This window comes from Enterobacter sp. 2VL (genome assembly GCF_005503595.1).
In the GTDB taxonomy this organism is placed as follows: Bacteria; Pseudomonadota; Gammaproteobacteria; order Enterobacterales; family Enterobacteriaceae; genus Enterobacter; species Enterobacter cancerogenus.
This window is the reverse complement of sequence record NZ_SCNE01000006.1, coordinates 128,863-148,413: the sequence shown is the minus strand read 5'-3', so window position 1 is coordinate 148,413 and position 19,551 is coordinate 128,863. Positions and strand designations below refer to the sequence as shown.

General features: G+C 52.9%; 24 protein-coding genes, 1 tRNA gene and 1 pseudogene. 19 read left to right on the top strand and 7 right to left on the bottom strand.

Going from position 1 to position 19,551, the window contains the following annotated elements; all coding sequences use genetic code 11:
• Window positions 1-127: 127 nt before the first annotated feature.
• From FFS28_RS15585 to FFS28_RS15575, 3 genes are all read left to right on the top strand, one after another.
• A tRNA-Sec gene (locus tag FFS28_RS15585) sits at window positions 128-222 on the top strand.
• 140 nt (window positions 223-362) lie between these two features.
• A complete protein-coding gene (locus FFS28_RS15580) occupies window positions 363-854 on the top strand; it encodes a hypothetical protein (RefSeq protein ID WP_137903416.1) in 492 nt (163 codons plus the stop codon).
• A 3-nt stretch (window positions 855-857) separates the two neighbouring features.
• Window positions 858-1,337: a hypothetical protein gene (locus tag FFS28_RS15575; protein WP_137903415.1), complete on the top strand. Its 480-nt coding sequence runs from the start codon at window positions 858-860 to the stop codon at window positions 1,335-1,337.
• Between the two features lie 13 nt (window positions 1,338-1,350).
• Here FFS28_RS15575 and FFS28_RS15570 read toward each other — a convergent pair whose 3' ends face one another.
• A complete protein-coding gene (locus tag FFS28_RS15570; protein ID WP_137903484.1) occupies window positions 1,351-1,542 on the bottom strand; it encodes a toxin-antitoxin system HicB family antitoxin in 192 nt (63 codons plus the stop codon).
• Window positions 1,543-1,667: 125 nt separating this feature from the next.
• Between FFS28_RS15570 and FFS28_RS15565 the strand changes: the two genes are divergently transcribed.
• From FFS28_RS15565 to FFS28_RS15545, 5 genes and pseudogenes are all read left to right on the top strand, one after another.
• Window positions 1,668-2,009: a SymE family type I addiction module toxin gene (locus FFS28_RS15565; protein ID WP_137903414.1), complete on the top strand. Its 342-nt coding sequence runs from the start codon at window positions 1,668-1,670 to the stop codon at window positions 2,007-2,009.
• A 59-nt stretch (window positions 2,010-2,068) separates the two neighbouring features.
• A pseudogene (locus tag FFS28_RS15560) lies at window positions 2,069-2,450 on the top strand (virulence RhuM family protein); the annotation flags it as partial.
• A 222-nt stretch (window positions 2,451-2,672) separates the two neighbouring features.
• Complete coding sequence (gene tssD / locus FFS28_RS15555; protein ID WP_137903413.1) at window positions 2,673-3,158, top strand: type VI secretion system tube protein TssD; 486 nt, start codon at window positions 2,673-2,675, stop codon at window positions 3,156-3,158.
• Window positions 3,159-3,167: 9 nt separating this feature from the next.
• Window positions 3,168-3,533 carry a tlde1 domain-containing protein gene (locus FFS28_RS15550; RefSeq protein ID WP_137903412.1) on the top strand — a complete coding sequence of 122 codons (366 nt, stop codon included), beginning with the start codon at window positions 3,168-3,170 and terminating at the stop codon, window positions 3,531-3,533.
• Entirely contained in the window at window positions 3,530-4,105 is a 576-nt protein-coding gene (locus FFS28_RS15545) for a hypothetical protein (protein WP_249357441.1), read from the top strand. Before FFS28_RS15550 ends, FFS28_RS15545 begins: the two co-directional genes overlap by 4 nt.
• Before the next feature lie 33 nt (window positions 4,106-4,138).
• Here the strand turns inward: FFS28_RS15545 and FFS28_RS15540 are convergent, their stop codons facing one another.
• A complete protein-coding gene (locus FFS28_RS15540; RefSeq protein ID WP_137903411.1) occupies window positions 4,139-4,582 on the bottom strand; it encodes a GNAT family N-acetyltransferase in 444 nt (147 codons plus the stop codon).
• Window positions 4,583-4,690: 108 nt separating this feature from the next.
• On the opposite strand from FFS28_RS15540, the gene FFS28_RS15535 reads away from it, so the two are divergent.
• Entirely contained in the window at window positions 4,691-5,128 is a 438-nt protein-coding gene (locus FFS28_RS15535; protein ID WP_101736760.1) for a hypothetical protein, read from the top strand.
• On the opposite strand, the gene FFS28_RS15530 is transcribed toward FFS28_RS15535, so the two are convergent.
• From FFS28_RS15530 to FFS28_RS15520, 3 genes are all read right to left on the bottom strand, one after another.
• On the bottom strand, window positions 5,113-6,114 hold the full coding sequence (locus FFS28_RS15530) for a GlxA family transcriptional regulator (RefSeq protein WP_137903410.1): 1,002 nt from the start codon (window positions 6,112-6,114) through the stop codon (window positions 5,113-5,115). The genes FFS28_RS15535 and FFS28_RS15530 overlap by 16 nt on opposite strands.
• A gap of 130 nt (window positions 6,115-6,244) precedes the next feature.
• Window positions 6,245-6,706: a YqeJ family protein gene (locus FFS28_RS15525; RefSeq protein ID WP_249357440.1), complete on the bottom strand. Its 462-nt coding sequence runs from the start codon at window positions 6,704-6,706 to the stop codon at window positions 6,245-6,247.
• A gap of 19 nt (window positions 6,707-6,725) precedes the next feature.
• On the bottom strand, window positions 6,726-7,523 hold the full coding sequence (locus tag FFS28_RS15520; protein WP_137903408.1) for a winged helix-turn-helix domain-containing protein: 798 nt from the start codon (window positions 7,521-7,523) through the stop codon (window positions 6,726-6,728).
• 844 nt (window positions 7,524-8,367) lie between these two features.
• Between FFS28_RS15520 and FFS28_RS15515 the strand changes: the two genes are divergently transcribed.
• The 6 genes from FFS28_RS15515 to FFS28_RS15490 are packed head-to-tail and all read left to right on the top strand — an operon-like array spanning window position 8,368 to window position 14,408.
• Window positions 8,368-8,970 carry a LuxR C-terminal-related transcriptional regulator gene (locus FFS28_RS15515; RefSeq protein WP_137903407.1) on the top strand — a complete coding sequence of 201 codons (603 nt, stop codon included), beginning with the start codon at window positions 8,368-8,370 and terminating at the stop codon, window positions 8,968-8,970.
• Between the two features lie 53 nt (window positions 8,971-9,023).
• Window positions 9,024-9,608, top strand: a complete 585-nt coding sequence (locus tag FFS28_RS15510; protein ID WP_137903406.1) for a fimbrial protein — start codon at window positions 9,024-9,026, stop codon at window positions 9,606-9,608.
• Window positions 9,609-9,661: 53 nt separating this feature from the next.
• Complete coding sequence (locus FFS28_RS15505; protein WP_101736756.1) at window positions 9,662-10,339, top strand: fimbrial biogenesis chaperone; 678 nt, start codon at window positions 9,662-9,664, stop codon at window positions 10,337-10,339.
• Window positions 10,340-10,363: 24 nt separating this feature from the next.
• On the top strand, window positions 10,364-12,889 hold the full coding sequence (locus tag FFS28_RS15500; RefSeq protein WP_137903405.1) for a fimbria/pilus outer membrane usher protein: 2,526 nt from the start codon (window positions 10,364-10,366) through the stop codon (window positions 12,887-12,889).
• A complete protein-coding gene (locus FFS28_RS15495) occupies window positions 12,880-13,398 on the top strand; it encodes a fimbrial protein (RefSeq protein WP_006177680.1) in 519 nt (172 codons plus the stop codon). Before FFS28_RS15500 ends, FFS28_RS15495 begins: the two co-directional genes overlap by 10 nt.
• A complete protein-coding gene (locus FFS28_RS15490) occupies window positions 13,398-14,408 on the top strand; it encodes a fimbrial protein (protein WP_137903404.1) in 1,011 nt (336 codons plus the stop codon). The genes FFS28_RS15495 and FFS28_RS15490 overlap by 1 nt, the downstream gene beginning before the upstream one ends.
• A gap of 3 nt (window positions 14,409-14,411) precedes the next feature.
• Here FFS28_RS15490 and FFS28_RS15485 read toward each other — a convergent pair whose 3' ends face one another.
• A complete protein-coding gene (locus FFS28_RS15485) occupies window positions 14,412-14,936 on the bottom strand; it encodes a lipocalin family protein (RefSeq protein ID WP_137903403.1) in 525 nt (174 codons plus the stop codon).
• Between the two features lie 118 nt (window positions 14,937-15,054).
• Here FFS28_RS15485 and FFS28_RS15480 point away from each other — a divergent pair, with 118 nt between their 5' ends.
• The 4 genes from FFS28_RS15480 (at window position 15,055) to FFS28_RS15465 (ending at window position 18,589) form a co-directional block, all read left to right on the top strand.
• Window positions 15,055-15,780, top strand: a complete 726-nt coding sequence (locus FFS28_RS15480; protein WP_006177676.1) for a MerR family transcriptional regulator — start codon at window positions 15,055-15,057, stop codon at window positions 15,778-15,780.
• A 101-nt stretch (window positions 15,781-15,881) separates the two neighbouring features.
• Window positions 15,882-16,292 (top strand): hydroxyisourate hydrolase, encoded by a 411-nt coding sequence (gene uraH, locus FFS28_RS15475; RefSeq protein WP_137903402.1) that lies wholly within the window; start codon window positions 15,882-15,884, stop codon window positions 16,290-16,292.
• Between the two features lie 103 nt (window positions 16,293-16,395).
• Window positions 16,396-17,355, top strand: coding sequence for a YbgA family protein (locus tag FFS28_RS15470; RefSeq protein ID WP_006177674.1), 960 nt, complete (start codon window positions 16,396-16,398; stop codon window positions 17,353-17,355).
• Window positions 17,356-17,500: 145 nt separating this feature from the next.
• Window positions 17,501-18,589 (top strand): AAA family ATPase, encoded by a 1,089-nt coding sequence (locus FFS28_RS15465; RefSeq protein WP_137903401.1) that lies wholly within the window; start codon window positions 17,501-17,503, stop codon window positions 18,587-18,589.
• Window positions 18,590-18,593: 4 nt separating this feature from the next.
• Here the strand turns inward: FFS28_RS15465 and FFS28_RS15460 are convergent, their stop codons facing one another.
• Entirely contained in the window at window positions 18,594-19,547 is a 954-nt protein-coding gene (locus tag FFS28_RS15460; protein WP_006177672.1) for a GlxA family transcriptional regulator, read from the bottom strand.
• Between the last annotated feature and the right edge of the window lie 4 nt (window positions 19,548-19,551).

Genomic DNA, 19,551 nt, shown 5'->3' with positions numbered 1-19,551 from the left:
TTCTTAGGAATTAACTGAAACAGGCGGGTTAAGGTCAAAAGAGCAGTGAAAAAAGCGCGTTGGGGGATGTGGTAAATGCCTGAAAGTAGCTATAATGCGCCCCGCCTCCATGTAGCAATCGAGGCGCGGAAGATCGTCATCTCCGGTGAGGTGGCTGGACTTCAAATCCAGTTGGGGGCGCCAGCGTTCCCGGGCAGGTTCGACTCCTGTGATCTTCCGCCAAAAATGGTTTTTAAGAAAGCAGTTGCTTTAAGATAGTAGTTTGACCAATTCTAATAACGAGTTCTAAATCCTGTTAAAAATATTGGTATTAATTCATTTTAGTATGCATGGGACTATCTATCGTTGAACAAGGGGTACTAGTGAAGAAAGTAAATATTGCAGTAAAAGAGCTTAATGAAATGGATGAAGTTGAAAATATATCCATTGACAAGGAAGATAATACTAACAATCGGTTAATGTGTTCTGGTGAGTTTGATTTTTTCGGAATACACTGTTATTTTTTTTATGTTCATAGTGATCCACTAGTTATATTTCAATCCTCATTTATTTTTACATTTGAAAAATTTATCACAATAGATGAATTAACTATCTATAGAGCTTTAAACTATTTTAATGATAAGAACCTTGGTTTAAAGGCAACACTTTATGAAATTGATCAAGATAAAAAAGAAGTTTCTGTGGAATTTTCGAGTGGCTTGTTGCTTGAAAGCGAGCGTGTTGAAAAAAATCAAACAATAGATATCCAACCCGGGATTATTTTATTATCAAAGTGTAGTGTGAAATTTAGCAAAATTCTTATTGAAAATGGGGCGAAGCACGACTTTTTAGTTGATAGTGACGATGAGGAATGATCAGTGAATCTAGCAGCATTTTTACTTTACGCCGTACCTGCGTTATTTATGACTGCTTCAGGTAGCTACATTCCAACATTAGAAGTGTCACAATCATGGAAGTTTACAATATATGTTTTATGCGTTTTATTAACTTTTGTTTATAAGTTTTATGCTGACGATTTTTTCAAAAAAAAGGAGAAAAGAGACCAAGCTGATAAAGATAACATTAATAAACAAGAGCTAGTTCGGTTAAAAAAAGAAAAAGAATCCTTAGAAAATTTGTTAATGCAAAAAACTCTTGAGCATGGACAAGAGCTTAATAATTTTGTGAGAAAGATAAATAGACATCTTAAAACTAACATAAAAAATGGCAATAATGATTTATTGTGGACGGCTGTAGATAGCGTGCTACTCGAGATTGAGGAGTACTGTGATAATTTGCAAAAAAGCCTGATGCCAAATAATAAGAAAGTTACAAAAAATAGAAAGGCAGGCATTTAATTTTAGTAGTATCTTACCCTTTTGGTTCAATTCCTTTAGTGCGAAGAGTCTCTCTCGCCAACTCCTTTAACCAGCTGGCGAGACTCACCCCTTCCTCAGCCGCCACCGCATCCAGCTGTTCCTTCAATGCCGGATCAATACGCATTTTAAACTGCGGAGACTGCCCGCCGCCTTTTGGTTTTTTTTCGCGCGATATGATTGACATGAGGCCACCTATCCATCTACTCTGAAACACATAGGAGGCCACCTAATCCTCCTTTACTAGCAACACTCCGATGTGCGGGAACACAATCGGAGCGTCTAACCTCACCAACTATCAAGGAGTTGATTATGGCTGATACGCATTCTACCCCAGACACCGACCAATCCGGAACCGAGCACTCACTAATTGTGGGATACCGCCCGAATGTTTTGGACAAATCCACGCCGAAAATCATTCTTTCCGGCAAGTGGCTGCGCGCGGCGGGGTTTGATACCGGACAGCAAGTCACAGTTAAGGTGATGAAGGGGTGCATCGTTCTGGTGGCGTATAACGAGCAGGAGCAGAGGTTGCAGGATGATTATAAACGGACGAAGGCGAAGCTCAGTGAGATAGAAGGCGCGCTTGCAGCCATTCAAACCCAGCTTCCTAGAAAGCACCTCGCAAAACCAAATACAAACCACCTGGCTTAGTGGTCGTTTCTGGCATACTACAGGCAGGTAGGGTTAATCGATAAAAAGAAGGAAGCGACATGGCAGATAAAAACGTAATCCAATCCCCGGCGGATGAATTTGTTATGTTTGCCAGTGAGGACGGTACGGTTCGCATCACATGTCGCTTTGAGAATGAAACGCTCTGGCTATCGCAAGCAGCCATAGCAGCTCTTTATCAAGTCACTCCTCAAGCCATTACTCAGCATATTAGAGCTATTTACCAAGAAGGTGAGCTTGAACAAAAAGCAACTTGTAAGGCTTACTTACAAGTTCAGCAAGAAGGCCAGCGGAAGGACAATTGCAATACACTTCACTAGGGAGATTTTTGTGCTAGCCGCTGACTATCAGCCGTCGCTCAAAGAAACCACACAGTTCTTCCAGACCATCCTGAGTAAACTACATTTTGCCTGCACGGGCCACCGCTACCAGGTTTATTCAACGCCACATAGTTCTTTTGATGGAAGAATAGAAATAAATCAACCTTATTCATTATAAAAATCCATTCACATCATCTATAAACCTGGACCATAAAGTTCTATTTAATCAGCCAGAATTTTATTAGCATTTCTATTTTGAAATGTAAGTCACAATTTAAAGCACTTATGAAGAGTAATTTCCTTCACTCCATAAAAGGAGACTGAGATGGCTATACCTGTTTACTTATGGCTTGAGGACGATGCAGGCCGGAGAATTAATGGATCTGTCGATATAAAAGATCGTGAAGGTTCAATAGAAGTGATTGAATTGATGCACTCCATCGAACAACCTATAGATAAGTCTTCCGGAAAAATCACAGCAAAACGTATTTGTAGTACCTATGCATTCATGAAAGAAATTGATACGTCATCCTCTTATCTATACAACGCCTTGAGCACTGGGCAAACACTAAAAAAAGCAAAATTTATATTTTACAGGATCAACTATAACGGACTTGAAGAGGCATACTTTAAGACAACTTTAGAAAACGTAAGGGTAGTGCAAATTGAACCTGTGATGTTTGACATTAAACATCCGCAAAACGAACGCTATACACATTATGAATATGTAGATCTGACATATGAAAAAATCACATGGCATTACATGGATGGAAACATCATTCACTCTGACACCTGGAAAGAACGCGCTTAAGGAGAAAGTATGTCCTGGGAATATGATGTAAAAGAGCATAAATTTTATTTGGACGGTGTCTATCAATTTGATGCTGATTACGCAGGAGCTAGTGGTTATAAAAACGACCCATCACAAGAATGTGTAAAAAACAGCGGACCTCTGCCAAGAGGGACCTACACAATTGGGTCCCCTCATAATTCTGCCCACACTGGTAAATATACTCTCAGCCTTACGCCCTACTCGACAAATGATATGTGTGGCAGGGACTCCTTTAAAATTCATGGTAAAAGCAGTTTGCACCCTGATGACTCTTCAGAGGGCTGTATCATTGCTCCTCTGAGAGCCAGAAGGAGTATCTGGAAAAGCAACGATACAGTATTGGTTGTCAAATGAAGCGCTTATTATTATCTGTTGCAATCAGTTCGCACGTTTCAGCATCTGAAATGACTGGCTTCGGGACCCAGTATTACAACGAAGACGACTCACTGACGGAAATTTCAAGCAAATTGCCCCTCACCCCTACCATCACTGTCGGTAAGAAAACCTTGAAAATGGAGGTTACGCATTTGACAGACATCTCCAGCACACCCATCAACAAAGACGATTCCGCGCGCTGGGTTTGCCTTCATGACGACAGTGGCACTACTTACTGGTTTATTTCTGATAACGAAATGGGTGCAGGTTTACTCACTGCTCTGGCTATAGCTAAGGATAACATTCATAAAGAGTGTGCGAAAACAACGGAACATGTCAGCGTTTCAGTCGCTAATGTTCCATTGTTGAATGCAACGCATGAGGATCTGGTCAAATTGTCCGGCATGAAAGAGATCGCCAAAAAGAAAGCGATGCTTTTCTATCAGGAGACGCCTGTACAGGAGGAGTTCATCAAAAGTAATACCGTCACTTATTACTTTAACGGCGAAAAAGTGCGTGGCGTCATCATCGGGCAAATTACCAGTAATTAGTTCGCAGACTCCCTCCTCCCGTGGGAGAGGGAGTTAAGCCTGCGCACCCAGCCGCATATGCAGCAACGGAAACGCATTCCCCTGCCCGTCCAGTTCTGAGCGCCCCACCTGCTCAAACCCCATATGCCGGTAAAACGCCACGCCCAGCGGGTTTTGCTCATTCACGTCCACTTCGTTTACGCCAAATTCTGCGATGGCGTATTTCAGCAATAGTTTCCCCACGCCTTTTCCCCGGCTGGCGTCGTCGACAAACAGCATTTCAATCCGGTGTTCATCGACGCCTAAAAAGCCGTGAATTATGCCCGCATCATCACGCGCGATGACAACCGTCAGGCCAGGCAGATAGGTGTTGAGCAATAACGGCCGCAGTGCCGCAATATCGCTTTCCTGCAAGAAATGGTGAGTGGCGCGAACGGCGGATTCCCAGATCGCGGTGAGACGTTCAAATTGTGAAGGGACGGCGGTTTCTATTTTCATGACGGGATTCTGTTCGGATAGCCCCGTTATTTCAAGTGCATCCTTCACGCGTTTAACTTTCACCCGCACGGTGTCGCTTTGCTCGGATAAGACACCGGAGCGATATCAATGAAAAAACTTACCCTGCTGCTGCTTCTCCCGCTTTTGCTGAGCGGCTGCGCCGCCATTGTCGGCGATAACGAAGAAACCGTGACCATCAACAGCCAGCCGACGAACGCGTTCTTTATCATCGCCGATCAACGCGGTGCGATAGTCAAAACCGGCACCACGCCGCAGACCGTCACCCTTACGAAGTCGGACGGCAGCTACTTTGGCAAACGCGAGTACACGCTCACGCTCAAACAGGACGGCTACTACTCGCTTATCGTGCCGCTGGATACCCGCCTGAGCCACTGGTACACCCTGGGGAACGTGATATTCCTGGGCGTGCCCGGCTGGCTGATTGTCGATCCGTTCTTCGGCGGGATGTACACCTTCAAAAACGACACCGTTGACGGCGTACTGCGTCCCTGCCCGCCAGGTCCTTTCAACTACATGTGCTCATAACCCTGCGACGTGCGCCAGACGCCCGGCGTGCAGCCATACTCCGTCTGAAAATGGCGGATAAAGTGCGCGCAGTCGCTAAAGCCCATCCGCAGGCCAATGTCCGTTACGCTCTGCTGCGAATTTTTTAGCAGCCAGCAGGCATAACGAAGACGGGCACTGCGGATGAACTCTCGAGTCGTTTTACCAAACTCGGCATGAAACAGGCGATTGAGCTGCCGCTCGCTAAGCGCCACCTCGCTGGCAAGCCCCGCAGGGGTAAGGGGCCGGGTGAGGTACTGTTCAATGAGCAGCACCACGCGACGCAAACGCGAATCAGGAATGAGGGCAAGGCTGGCTGGTCGGGGAGTGACATTCTCAAGCGGGGCAAGGGAGAGTTGCTGAGCGGCGGTCTTCGCCGTGTCATTTCCGGCATGAAGCCGAATCAGCTCGGTGGCCAGGGTAATGGTTGAAATACCACCCGGGCAGGTCAGGACATCCCCTTCATTAATAAAATCATAACCCTGCTCTGCATAAACCTGCGGAAAAGCGTGCTGGAATATCTCAAGGTGGAAAGGATGAATGGAGGCTCGCCGCTCGTTCAGTAACCCTTCCTGCGCCAGCACAAAACTGCCGGTGCCGATGCCAATCAGCGGGACGTTCATGTGATGCGCATGCGCAAGATACTCTCTGTCTCCCGGGTATCCTTGCGCCAGATACTTCAGGCCCCCTCCAATCACCGCGACATAATTAAAATGCTCAGGCGGGGCATGCGCTGCATCGGGTCTGATGCTCACCCCCACATTGCTGCACAGCGGGATATCGGGGTGCTCGCTGATGAGCGTAATGTCAAAAGCACGTGTCTTCTCACGCTTTGCCGCATTCCGCAGCGCCTCCATCAATCCGGATAACGCCAGCAGCGAAAACCGGGGCCACAGCAGCAACCCGATATGCAGCCGTGTAGTGGGCGCAGCGATACTGCCCCCGGACGGTTCAACTATCATTTTCATTAACTTGCCAAATTTAGAGTAATTACATTATTGCAACACAACGGTTGCTTTTATTTTTCTAAGGTAATTCTTAGATACTAAATAAAGCATAAATGAGAATAAAGGTTTTTATTGCATAATCTTTTCAAAATTATTCATTTTTGGTACTTCGACATACATATGTCGGTAATGTTCCTAAGGTAAAAATATAGTTATCATTCTGTTGTTCATTAATGCGGATATAAATACTTTTCCCGGGATAAACAAAAAATTGCGGTTCGTATTTCTCCAGCAGGCGATCCCCGACGTTATCTCCCGGGAACGTCAAATTATTTTCAGACGTCAGTAACCAGACATTGTCTTTCCGCGCCACGCGGAAGGATATTTTCCGGTCGATAATCGAGCCGGGTTCGCTTTTCAGTCTGCCGTTCATACTGAGCGTGCCGCTTTTGCCGTCAAACCGGTAATTCAGCCAGAGCGACACCTTCTCGTCCTTATGGTGCTGTACCAGGTTAGCCTGACAGGAAAAGGGTTTTATGGCGTATCGCTGCCACAAAAAATAGCCCAGCACCACGGCGGCGGCGATAAATAAGAGAGCCAGCAGTGAGAGCATTTGACGATGACGGGTCATGCTAGCGGTCCTCAATAAAATAATCAGAGATGCAGCGGTTAGGCTCTTTCATCGGCTTGTCACAGCGAATAACGGAAGCGCGCGGTAACAATTCATACCAGCTGATATAGATCCACGGGTAGTCTGCACATTCGGCTTTAAACTGATCGACATAGGCCAGCGCTTTGACACGTTCACTCTGCGTCTGGATGCCATTTGCCAGCCACACCTGGCAGGCCCCTATGGTGGTGGCAAAATGATAATCCTCAATAAAGCGGTTTTCACGCGCGTTGCTATGGCCGATGATGCCCACACTCACCAGCAATACCAGCAGGACCATTAACATCCCAGCCAGCCAGCGAGCACGAGCAAGGCGGCTGTCCCGTTCGGGCAGTGCGTTCTCGCCAGGCTCCTCATTAAGGCGCAAGTCGGCGGTATCCTGCACCTGCACCGCCATTTCCGGCGCGGGCGTGGCCGGCTCTTTAATCACAATCTGCGTGTCGCTTGCCAGCGTTAAGCCGATGCGGGGGATGGTGACGATAGGATCGACGTCAAAACCAATTTTCTTCAGCCCTTTGCGCAGAATCGAGATATTTTGGTAATAAGTATTCGGCGAAACCAGCATACCGCGGCGTTGCCAGACAATATCGAGAAAATCCTGCTGGGTGACAATCGACCCGGCTCTTTCAATTAATAACAACAGGCAACGGCCCGCAGGCGAATTCAGCACGACAACACGATCCGGATTGTTGATGTCGCGAAGCGTGCTGGCTGCAGGATGAAACTCAACAATATTATTTATTATGTAGTGCTTGTGCATAGGGTCAGCGACGGTCCTCCTGAAACACTCTCATGATGTTATCTTTTTCTTGTTTACATAAAGAAAAAGTTCTCCCTTCACGTCCAAATCAATGTGACTGATAAAATTAACGCTGTATATCTTAGCAAGTAGCGAAAATTCTTAATTTCTTATTTTCTCTTTAACTTCACTGAAGCGAGAGAAGTTCGCCATTTGCGTTAAAGCGCCTGCTGACGGGCTTCCCGGGGCCTTTATTGATTCTCTCTCATTTTTTGTGAAGTGGCGTTAATGCCTCAGAAACTTCTCACAAACCGCCTTTTGCCGGGCGAGCACGGCCGCGTTGAAATAGCGTTAACACGCCATCTTGACATTGACAAAAATAGACAAACAACCAAATTGTACGCAATGGACATGCGTGTCTGAATCATTCAACAGAGACACGTCTGATATTTTGTGAACCATGCTCAATATCAATAAGTTAGAAGTACAAATTTCGCGCTCACCCTGCCAGAGCATTCGTTTAAACCAGGATAAATTCCCGCCATTTGTTATTCATTGTCAGCAAGCCACCGCCTGCTCTTACATGAGCAGACAAAAGGCTTACAAAACATTTATCAAAGCGTAAGTAGCATGAAAAAGCGCAGGTATGATTAATTGAAACAACACGCAGCACAGAACCAGTAAGAGGAAAACGGCGTTACCATTATCAATCTTAAAGATTAATATAAATTTAGATTAATTCAGGTTACCTCTTTTTTGGCCGACTTATACTAGCCCTACACAGCACAACGTGATTGCTTCGAAAGTACAGGCCGATATCAACCTACTGGTTCGCCTCATTACAATTATAAATCGAGGGAATAACATGGCGAATGAACCCTATATAAAAAGACCGATTCATATTGCGTTGATGGGTGGCGATCATTATGCACGCCAGGGCATTACCGCTTTATTAATGAAGATTAACTCAAAGGTGCAGGTAAAAATATCGACGGAAGATTATCAGCAGCTTAATGCGATGTTAGCCACAACCCGCATAGATATTCTCTTTATGTCCGGGGCTGATAAATACCATACGGGATACGATTACTTACGCTATTTGAAAAGAATTAAAGCCGAGCATCCGGAAACAGTGATTTGTCTTTATTCCGCCCCCGCGAACTCCATGCTGTGGGTCAGAGGAGATATAGACGCTTATATGTCGCTTCAGGATCCGCTTTATCACTGGCGAACTAATTTAATGCGGTTGGTCGATAACCGCTATCGGCCAAAACAGAGATCAACGGCGTTATCGCTGACGCCGGGTGAATGGAGGGTATTGAAGGAGCTGCGTAAAGGTCTGGATATGCGCTACATCGCCGAAATGGAGAAGCTTTCTTACCGTCGTGTCAGCGCGTTAAAAAGCTCAGCGATAAAAAAACTTGGGCTCAGGAACAAGACAGATTTGCTGGTCTTTTTAACCAGTTAGACCTGCCAACTTCAGAGCAAATCTCGTAATAACAACACAATGGAATCAAGACAATGAAAGCTCAATTCACAAAAAAAACAGTGCTGGCAATCGCTGCTATGGCCTTACTGCCAGCGGGCAATGCCCTGGCCGTTGGCACCAGCGGCGGTACGGTTAACTTTAACGGTAGCGTCGTGACCTCCGCCTGCGCCATCAGCGCGGGTAGCGCCAACATTGACGTCGACATGGGTGAAGTCCGTACCGCAACCCTGGCGGCGGCGGGCAGCGAGGCCAGCACGGCAAAAGCCTTCTCCATCACCCTGGAGGATTGCGAAATCGCGGATACCTCTGCTTCCACGGAGGCGAACCCGATTGCCGCAACCACCATCGCCGTGACCTTTACCGGCACGCCGGACAGCGCCGATGCCCACAGCCTGGCCGTCGGGTCAAACGGCAGCGCTGACTCGGCTCAGAACGTTGCGATCCGTCTGTATGACGAAAAAGGCAACATCGTGCGTCTGGGAGAGGCAGCCGCCGCGGTGCCCCTGCGTGCCGGCCCTAACGTCCTGAACTTCAGCGCGAAGTACATCTCCCCGGAAGGTCATGCCACCGCGGGCGATGCCAGCGCAACGGCAACCTACACCGTGACCTATTCGTAATCATCAGGCCCGGTCTGCGGGCCGGGCCTGACACCGTTTTAAGGAGAAACACTATGCGCGTATTACCATGGATTTGTCTGGCAGGTTCGTTATGTGCAACGGCCGCCCATGCAGGTGGCGTCGGGCTTGGCGCAACGCGAATGGTCTACTCCAGCTCCACCACACAGTCCATGCTGCAGGTGAGAAACACCCATCCCGATGCCACCTTCCTGATCCAGTCCTGGATAGAAAGTGAAAACGGCGAACGCAGCCATGACTTCGTCATTACGCCACCGCTGTACGTGTTAAAACCGGCCAGCGAGAGCGTGGTGAAAATCATGTTTAACGGCAAATCCCTGCCTCAGGATCGCGAAACGCTCTACTGGATAACGGTAAAAGCGATCCCGCAGCAGATGAAAAACAGCTCGGGCAACTCCCTGCAGTTTGCCTCGGCCAACCGCATCAAAATTTTCTACCGCCCGGACGGGCTTAGGGAAGGCGCGGGCGAAGCGTGGAAATCCCTCCGCGGCAGTTTCCGCGCGGGCCAGGTCACCCTGACGAACCCTACGCCGTACTACCTCACCACCATCAATGTGAAGGTGGACGGCAAGCCGGTTAAGCCGGTCATGCTGCCTCCGAAGGGGAGCGTGACGCTGGCGGAAAGCTTTAGCCATGCAAATAGCGTGAGCTACCAGACCATTAACGATTACGGAGCATGGACGCCCGTGACCCGCTCGTCGTTGTCCCCTTAATCAGCATCCCGAGGGCGTGACCACGTGAAAATAAAAACCTTGTGCGCCATGGCGATGTCCCTGGTCATTCGGCAAGCCATGGCTGTCGAAAGTGAGCTGCAATTTAACCCCGCGTTTCTCAACGGCGAGAGCGCGAACAGCGCCGATCTCGCCTGGGTCAATGCCGGGAGCGCGCTGCCGCCGGGGGAGTACAACCTTAACGTCTACATCAATAATGCCTACGCCTTCACCGGCGACGTGGCCTTCCGTGCGGATGAACAAGGGGCCGGCGATGCGCAGCCCTGCGTCACGCCGCAGCAAATTGACGCCCTGGGTATCGACCCTCATCAGGCGAAGGGCGGCGCATTGCCGCTCGCGCAGCGCTGCATTGTTTTGCAGAGCGTTTTTCCGGGCAGCCACGTTGACTATGATCAGAAGACGCTGACCCTGAGCTTTACCGTACCGCAGAGCATGATGCGCAACCTGCCGCGCGGCTACGTCAGCCCGGAAAGCTGGGAGCCGGGGATCACTGCCGCATGGCTGAACTATGTGCTGAATGGCTCAAACAATGAGTATCAGGGCGAGACGCGCACGCGCGACAGCCAGCTTTTCGTCAGCCTCAACAGCGGCGTCAACCTTGGCGCGTGGCGGCTGCGTGATTTCACCACCTGGACCAAAGACGCTAACGAGCTGACCCACGTACAAACCTGGCTGCAGCGGGATATTCCCGCCCTGCGCGCCCAGTTTTATGCGGGCGAAACCTATACGTCGGCGCAGGTGTTTGATTCCGTGGGCGTTCGCGGTATTGCTCTGAAAACCGATGACAACATGCTGCCCGCCAGCCTGAGCGGCTACGCGCCCGAAGTGCGCGGTATCGCCCGCAGCAACGCTACCGTCACGGTGCGCCAGAACGGCAACATCATTTATCAAACGTCCGTCACGCCGGGGGCGTTTGTGCTGAAAGATCTCTATCCCACCTCGTCGGGCGGCGATCTGGCGGTCACCGTTCAGGAGAGCGACGGCAGCATTACGCAGTACACCCTGCCCTTTGCCAGCGTGCCAAACCTGGTGCGCAACGGGCAGATGAAATATGCCTTCGGCGCGGGAAAATATCGCCCGACCGGCAATCAGGATGCGCCGACCTTTGCGCAGGGCGAGCTGTTCTACGGCTGGCAGTACGGGCTGACCTTCTACGGCGGCGCGCAGTTTTCCGATCGTTACACCGGCCTGGCGCTCGGTGCCGGGCAGAACCTTGGCCGTTTTGGGGCCTGGTCCGCCGATATCACGCATGCCCGCAGCCAGCTGGCTGACAACAAAACCTACACCGGCGATTCGGTGCGCCTGCGCTACAGCAAGCTGCTGAATGAGATGGGCACGCGCATCAACTTCTTCTCGCTGCGCTACTCGACGCAGGGGTTCTATACCCTGAGCGATACCACCTACAAAGGTATGGCGGGCGGCACTGCCCGGCAGGTCGTGGAAGATGACGGCACCCTAACCACCCACTATGACACCGTCTACAACCTGCATATGTCACGCAAAGCGAAGAACCAGCTGCTGCTGTCGCAGCCGATGGGAGAGTACGGCGCGCTGTCGCTGTCGTGGGATCAGCAGACGTACTGGAACACGCCGAAAACGACGCAGAGCCTGCAGCTGGCATGGAACGCCACGTTTCGCAACGTCTCGCTCGGCGTGAGCCTGCAGCGCAGCACCAGCCTGTATGACAATCAAAAAGACACGCTGATGGCGGTGTCCCTGTCCCTGCCGTTTGGTAATCCGACGCTGGCGACCCGCGCCCGCGTCACCACCACGCAGGCGGGGTCTGGCGGCACCACCACCAGCACGGGCGTCAGCGGTTATATGCCGGGTCAGGAAAACCTGTTTTACAGCGTGAACCAGCGCTACGGCACGCAGCAGAAATACGGCGGCGATGCGGCGCTCCAGTACGAAGGCCAGCGGGGGGATTACCACCTCGGCTACGCCTATGCGAAAAATTCGCGCAACCTCAGCTACGGCATGAGCGGTGGCGCTGTGTTGCATGAAGATGGTCTGACGCTAAGCCAGCCGCTGGGCAACACCAACATTCTGGTGAAAGCGCCGGGTGCCAGCGATGTCGCCGTGCTTAACCACAAAGGCATCAAAACCGACAGCCGGGGCTACGCGGTGATCCCCTACGCCACGCCGTATCGGGTGAATCAGGTGGCGCTGGACGTCACCACCGTGGGCAATGACGTGGAGCTGGAAAACGCCATCGTCAATAAAACCCCCACCGACGGCGCGCTGGTACGCGCAACCCTCACCACCCGCCGGGGGGCAAAAGCGATGTTCATCGTGCGCCACCGCAATGACGTGCTGCCTTTCGGCACGCTGGTATCGCTGGACGATGAAAACGTCAGCGGTATCGTCGGGGATGGCGGCAGCCTTTATCTCTCCGGGCTGACGCCAGAGGGTACCTTGCGGGCGGAATGGGGGCGCGGCAGCGGCCAGCGTTGCACCATCCATTACCGGTTAGACGCGCAGAATTACAACGCGCGCACCGGCCTTTATTCACAGGAGGTGGTATGCCAGTAGCCTTTCGTCTTGCCAGCATCGCCCTGCTGATGGCGTTTACGGTTCCCGTTCGCGGTTACGACGTGCTGGTTTCCGTCACCGGGAATTTGATCGGCAACACCTGCGTTGTCGCGGCGGATTCACTCGAGAAAAACGTGCCGCTGGGCACCATTGGCATCAAGCAGTTCAGTAAAGCGGGCGCGGTCAGCAATATCAAAGCACCCTTCACGCTGACGCTTGAAGAGTGCGGCCCTACCTTTGCGGGGGTGAAAATTCGCTTCAGCGGAACGCCGGACGATGACGACCCCCAGCTCATCAAAATTGCGCAGGGTGGTGCTACCGGCGTGGCGGTACAAATTCTCGATAACGAGAGCGCCCTGATCCCGCTGAACACCCAAACAACCGCCTACGGCGCGGCGGGTGATGACAGCGTCAACATGACCTTTTATGCGCGGCTGGCGGCCACCGGCGCGCCCGTCAGTGCCGGCGAGGTGTCGGCAGTGGCGACCTGGACTACGGAGTATCAATAATGCGTATTTTTGTGCTGATCGGCTGGTTACTGACCTGCACCCCCGTTCTCGCGATGGAATGGAAATCAGATATCACGCTCTCTCCCCAGCCGATGACCTACAGCGGCCCCGCAGATTCGGTGGTACCGGGAAATATTATCGGCTCAACCTGGAGCGCGACCGCAGACGTTCAGCAGGTGTTCTGGTGTGGGTGGGTATTTACCTGCTCGAAAGGCACCCTGGAACCGAGCAGCAGCGCCATCTCAAGCGGCATGACGGTCACCGTCGATGGGGTGAACTACACCATTTTCGAAACCGGCGTGCCCGGCGTGGGCTATATCATCGGGCTGAAAGATTTTAACGGCTCCAGTTACGTCCCGCTGCAAACCGGGATCACCCAAAGCTATCCTGCAGATGGCACCAACGGCTACGCCGCTGATTTAGGCTGGTCGGCAAAAGTCACCTTTATCAAAACCGGCACGGCGCTGAAATCCGGCGTATATCAAATCCCGACCATCAACGCCGCGGTCCTGACCGCCTACAACAACGAAACCAAAACCGCGCAGGTGATTATCAGCCCCACCACCATCACGGTTACCGCCAGCGGCTGCACGGTAGAAACCAAAAGCGCGAACGTCAATCTGGGGACAATTGATATCCGCACGCTGCCCACCGTAGGCAGCACGTCGCCATCAGGCACCTTTAACATTGGCCTGACCTGCGATGCAAACGTGGCGGTTCACGCGGTGATGACCGATCAGACCACGCCCTCAAACACCTCGTCCGTTGTCACCTTAACCGGTGACTCCACGGCCTCAGGCGTGGGCGTGCAATTCTTCTACAACGGCACCGGGCCGCTGATGATGGGGCCAGACAGCTCCGGCGCGGGCACCACTAACCAGTTCGCTGTCCAGACGCTCACCTCGGCACAAACGCTGTCGCTGCCGTTTCAGGCGCACTACATCCGCACGGGCGAACTGGTGCCCGGCACCGCAAATGCGCTGGCGAGCATCACGTTTTCGTACCAGTAACGGTTAGTGCTTCACCCAGACCAGCCGGTCGACGTTAAAGCCCAGACCACGTGCGGTGTTCAGGTAATCCTGTTTCACCGCATCCGGGATGGTTGGCGTGCGGGACAGGATCCACAGATAGTCGCGGTTCGGGCCGCTGACCAGCGCGTACTGGTACTTGTCGTCCAGCTTGATGACGTTATACCCGCCGTAGAACGGGCCGAAGAACGAGACCTTGAGCGCGGCCGTGGTCGGCTCGCCGGTAAAGTAGGCTTTACCTTCGCTCTCATTCCATTTTTTCTTCACCGGATCGTAGCCGCGGTTTAGCACGCTAATGCCGCCGTCGCTGCGTTCGCCGTACGTGGCAGTTACCTGCTCCAGCCCGCGCTCAAAGCGGTTTTCCAGGCGGGCCACTTCGTACCACTTGCCCAGATAACGGCTGGCATCAAAGCCGGAAATTGGCTGCACGCCTTTCGGCGGCGTTGGGGATTTACAGGCAACCAGAGTCAGGGCAATGGCGACACCGGTTACAACAGGCCATAGCTTCATGAGAATTCCTTTCATTTGCGCGGTTGGAAGTTAAAGTGTAGTGCACCGCTCGGGCGCTTCATCCCATCGGGAAGAATTCGTAGTATATTGGGAATATTCTTTCTCTGCGGGCACGGACATGGCTTACTCCATCGGCGAATTCGCCAGACTCAGCGGGATCACCGCCACTACGCTTCGCGCGTGGCAGCGCCGCTATGGTTTACTCAAGCCGCAGCGCACCGAGGGCGGGCATCGCCTGTACAGCGAAGACGATGTCCGGCAGGCGTTAATCATCCTCGACTGGGTCAAAAAAGGCGTCCCTATCGGTCAGGTGAAATCCCTGCTGGAGCGTCCTGCCCCGCGTCGTACCAACAACTGGCAAACGCTGCAGCAAACCCTGCTGGAGCGCCTGAAAGCGGGAAAAATTGAATCCCTGCGCCAGGCGATTTACGACGCCGGTCGGGAATATCCCCGGCCCGACCTGGTTGCCAACGTCTTACGCCCGCTGCGCAGCCAGATGTCGGCCAACGTGCCTGCGGCCATGACCCTGCGAGAAATCCTCGACGGTATTATCATCGCCTACACCTCGTTTTGCCTGGAGGGCGATAAAAAAGCGCCCGGCGATAATTTCCTGCTCAGCGGCTGGCACCTCAACGATCCGTGCGAAGTCTGGCTCGAGGCCTTAGCCCGCACCGGGCAGGGCCACCGCATCGACGTCCTGCCCTTTCCACCTGCTGCGCTGGCGCCGGAGATTTTCCCGGACCGCAAATGGCTTCTGGTCACCAGCGGAAAGCTCAACGCTGCCCGCAAAAAGCAGCTTGAGCAGTGGCAGCAGCAGGTTTCCCTTGAGGTGATTATCCTCTAAACATTTTCTGCGGTGGGAATTGTCACGAAAAGTTGAATATTTTCCCGCCTCTGGAGTGCTAACGTTTTCCTGTGACCTAACCACAACAACAGGAAAACGTGATGAAAAAAACAACCCCGCTGCTGATCCTCGCCTCGCTGGCCTTTGTGCCCGTTGCCTTTAGCGCCCCGATGGGCACCCTGAGCGTGCACGTGCTCGACCAGCAAACCGGCACCCCACCGCCGGGTGTCACCGTCACGCTCGAAAAACAGCAGCAGGATAAATGGACCCCGCTTGCCAGCGGTAAAACCGACCAGGATGGCCGCATCAAATCACTCTATCCGCAGGGTCAGGACATGCAGCCTGGCGTCTACAAAGTGACGTTTAAAACCGCGGACTATTTCCAGGGCAAAAAGCTGGACACCTTCTTCCCGGAAATTCCGGTGCTGTTTACCGTGACCCGCACGAACGAAAAGCTGCACATCCCGCTGTTGCTTAGCCAGTACGGTTACTCCACTTACAAGGGCAGCTAAACCGCGTTGATTTACAACGATTAGTAAAAATAATCGTGCCAATACTTGGACAAATCAGTCATGTTGTGTAAGTTTTAAAGAAGAGATTCTGGAGGCTTACACCATGACGACAAAACCTGTACTGGGAATTAGCGGATGCTTGACCGGTTCCGCCGTGCGTTTCGACGGCGGGCATAAGCGTATGGGCTTTGTCATGGATGAGCTGGCCCAGTGGGTGAATTTCAGGCCGGTATGTCCTGAAATGGGCATCGGCCTGCCGACGCCTCGCCCGGCCTTGCGCCTGACGATAACCCCTGCAGGCGAGACGCAAATGCGTTTCAGCAAAGCACCGCATGAAGACGTTACGCAGAAAATGGCCGACTTTACGGCACAATATCTGCCAAAAATCGGCGATCTCGCCGGGTTTATCGTCTGCGCCAAATCGCCAAGCTGCGGTATGGAGCGCGTGCGCCTGTATGATGAAAACGGCAATCGGGGCCGCAAGGAGGGCGTCGGGCTGTTCACCGCCGCCCTCCTTGAAACCTACCCGTGGCTGCCGGTCGAAGAAGATGGCCGCCTGCACGATCCCGTTCTGCGGGAAAATTTTGTCGAGCGCCTGTTTGCCCTTCACGAACTGAACACCCTGCGGGCCAACGGCCTGACGCGCCGGGCGCTGCTTGATTTTCACAGCCGCTATAAGCTCCAGCTGCTGGCGCACCATCAGGCAGGCTATCGCGAGATCGGGCCGTTCGTGGCGTCGCTGCATCAGTGGGACGATCTTGAGGCGTTCTTCGTCGAATACCGCAGCAAGCTGATGGCCATTCTGAAGAAGCCGGCCTCGCGTAAAAACCATACCAACGTGCTGATGCATATTCAGGGCTATTTCCGCAACCAGCTCAACAGCCGCCAGCGCGGGGAGTTACGCGACGTGATCCTCCACTACCGAGACGGGCTGTTGCCTATCCTCGCCCCGCTTACGCTGCTGAAGCACTATATGGCGGAATACCCGGACCGCTATCTGCAAACGCAAAACTATTTTGACCCCTATCCGGACGATCTGGGTCTCCGTCTCGCCGTGACCTAAGGCAGTATGCAAGGGCCCAAATTGACCCATAGAGGCCCAAAGCAGTACCCCGTTTAGACGACACCTCACTGTCGTCTTTTTTTGCATTTCACGTAAAAATACTGGCATTATATACAGGTCTTTATCCGCAAATCGGGACTGCCAGATGATCAAAACGCTGCATATCGAAAACTATCGCTCCATTCGCCGGATGTCGCTGGAGCTTGAACAGCTCAACATCGTTTTCGGGCCGAATGGCACCGGCAAGTCAAACATCTATAAGGCGATCCACCTGATGCACAGCGCGGCGCAAGGGCAGTTCTCGCAGGCGCTGGCGAACGAAGGGGGCATTCTGAAGGTGTTCTGGGCGGGTAAAACCAGCACCGACCAGCTGCGGCGGATGAACCTGGCGGTAGAAACCGAAACCTATGAGTATGAACTTCAGGTCGGTTTTGTTGAGCGGCTGCCTTACCCCTCGCAGTTCCAGCTCGATCCGGTTATCAAAGAAGAGACAATCTGGCTGAGCGATCAGCATCGCCGCCCATCGGCGCGGCTGATGCAGCGCAAAAACCAGACGGTGTTTCTGAACAACGTGCACCACGAGAAAGTGACCCACAGCGGTACGCTGTACGAGAACGAATCGGTCTTTGGCCAGCTCGGTGAGCCGCACCTGTACCCGGAAGTGTCACAGATGCGTGAATCCCTGCGCAACTGGCGCTTTTACCATGAATTTTCGGTCTCGTCCGGCTCGGCCATCCGCGCCCCGCAGGTCGGTTTCCGCTCGCCGGTGCTGGCCAGCGACGGGGCAAACCTGGCCGCGGCGTTCCAGACCATTGTGGAGATTGGCGATGAACTGCTCCTGATGCGCATCCTCGATCAGGCCTTTCCCGGCTGCGTGTTTTACAGCGATAACACGGATGGCCGTTTCCGCATGATGATGCAGCGTGAGGGCTTAAGCAGGCCGCTGGAGCCGACCGAGTTTTCCGACGGCACGCTGCGTTTTCTCTGTCTGGCCGTGGCGCTGTTAAGCCCGCGCCCGCCCGCATTTATCGTTCTCAACGAACCGGAAAACAGCCTGCATCCGCAGATGCTGCCCGCGCTGGCGAGCCTGATTGCCGAGGCCAGCCGCTACTCGCAGATCTGGCTGACCAGCCACTCGCCGGAGCTGGCGAACCTGATTGAAAAACAGCGCTCGTTTTCGCTGTATCAGCTGTCAATGGCGGACGGTGAAACGAGGATGGAACGGCTGGGATAGCGCGTTACGCACGCGTGCGGAACGTTTTGCGCCACTCCATGGGGCTGACGCCAAAGCGCGCCTTAAACTGCTGGCGATAGGTGACCGCCGACGCAAACCCAACCTCCGCAGCCACGCTCTCAATCGGCAGATTGCCCGATTCCAGTAAAATCTGGCTGCGCCGCAGGCGCTCGGCGCTGAGCCAGTCGGCGACGCTCATGCCCGTTGCGTGGGTGAAATGGCGGGTCAGGGTACGACGGCTCATAGAGACGATCGCCGCCAGAGAATCGAGATTATGCGGTTGCGCGATGTGCTGCTGTAGATAGTCGATCAGGCAGTTAATCCGCGCGTCGCGGGTATCTTTGGGCACAGGCTGGGCAATAAATTGCGCCTGCCCGCCTTCGCGGTGCGGTGGCACAATCATCCGTCGCGCAATCTGGTTAGCGACCACGCTGCCAAAGCGCTGGCGGATAATATACAGGCAGCAGTCCAGCGCCGCGGCGGTACCCGCCGAGGTAATGATGTGGTCGTCATCAACATAAAGCGCGTTGATATCCAGCTGCACCTTCGGGAATAACGACTGGAACTGGCGTTCAAATTCCCAGTGCGTGGCGGCGCGTTTGCCGTCGAGGATCCCCGCATAGCCCAGCACAAATGCCCCCAGACACAGGCCGACAATCGCCGCGCCCCTCTTTTTTGCCTGCACCAGGCTATCGAGCAAGGCCTGAGGCGGGCGCTCCAGAACATGCTGCCAGTAGGGCACGACGACGATATCGGCTTGCCCAATGGCTGAAAAATCCTGCGTCGCATTCAGCGCGAAACCGTCCTTCGAGGTCAATAAGCCCGGCTTTTCGGCGCATATCGTGACCTTAAAACGCGTTTCACCCGAGACCGTATCGCCAAACAGAATGCAGGGAACGGCGTAGTGGAACGGGCTAAACCCGTCCACTGCAACAATCGCGACGTGTGTAAGCGGCATCTGT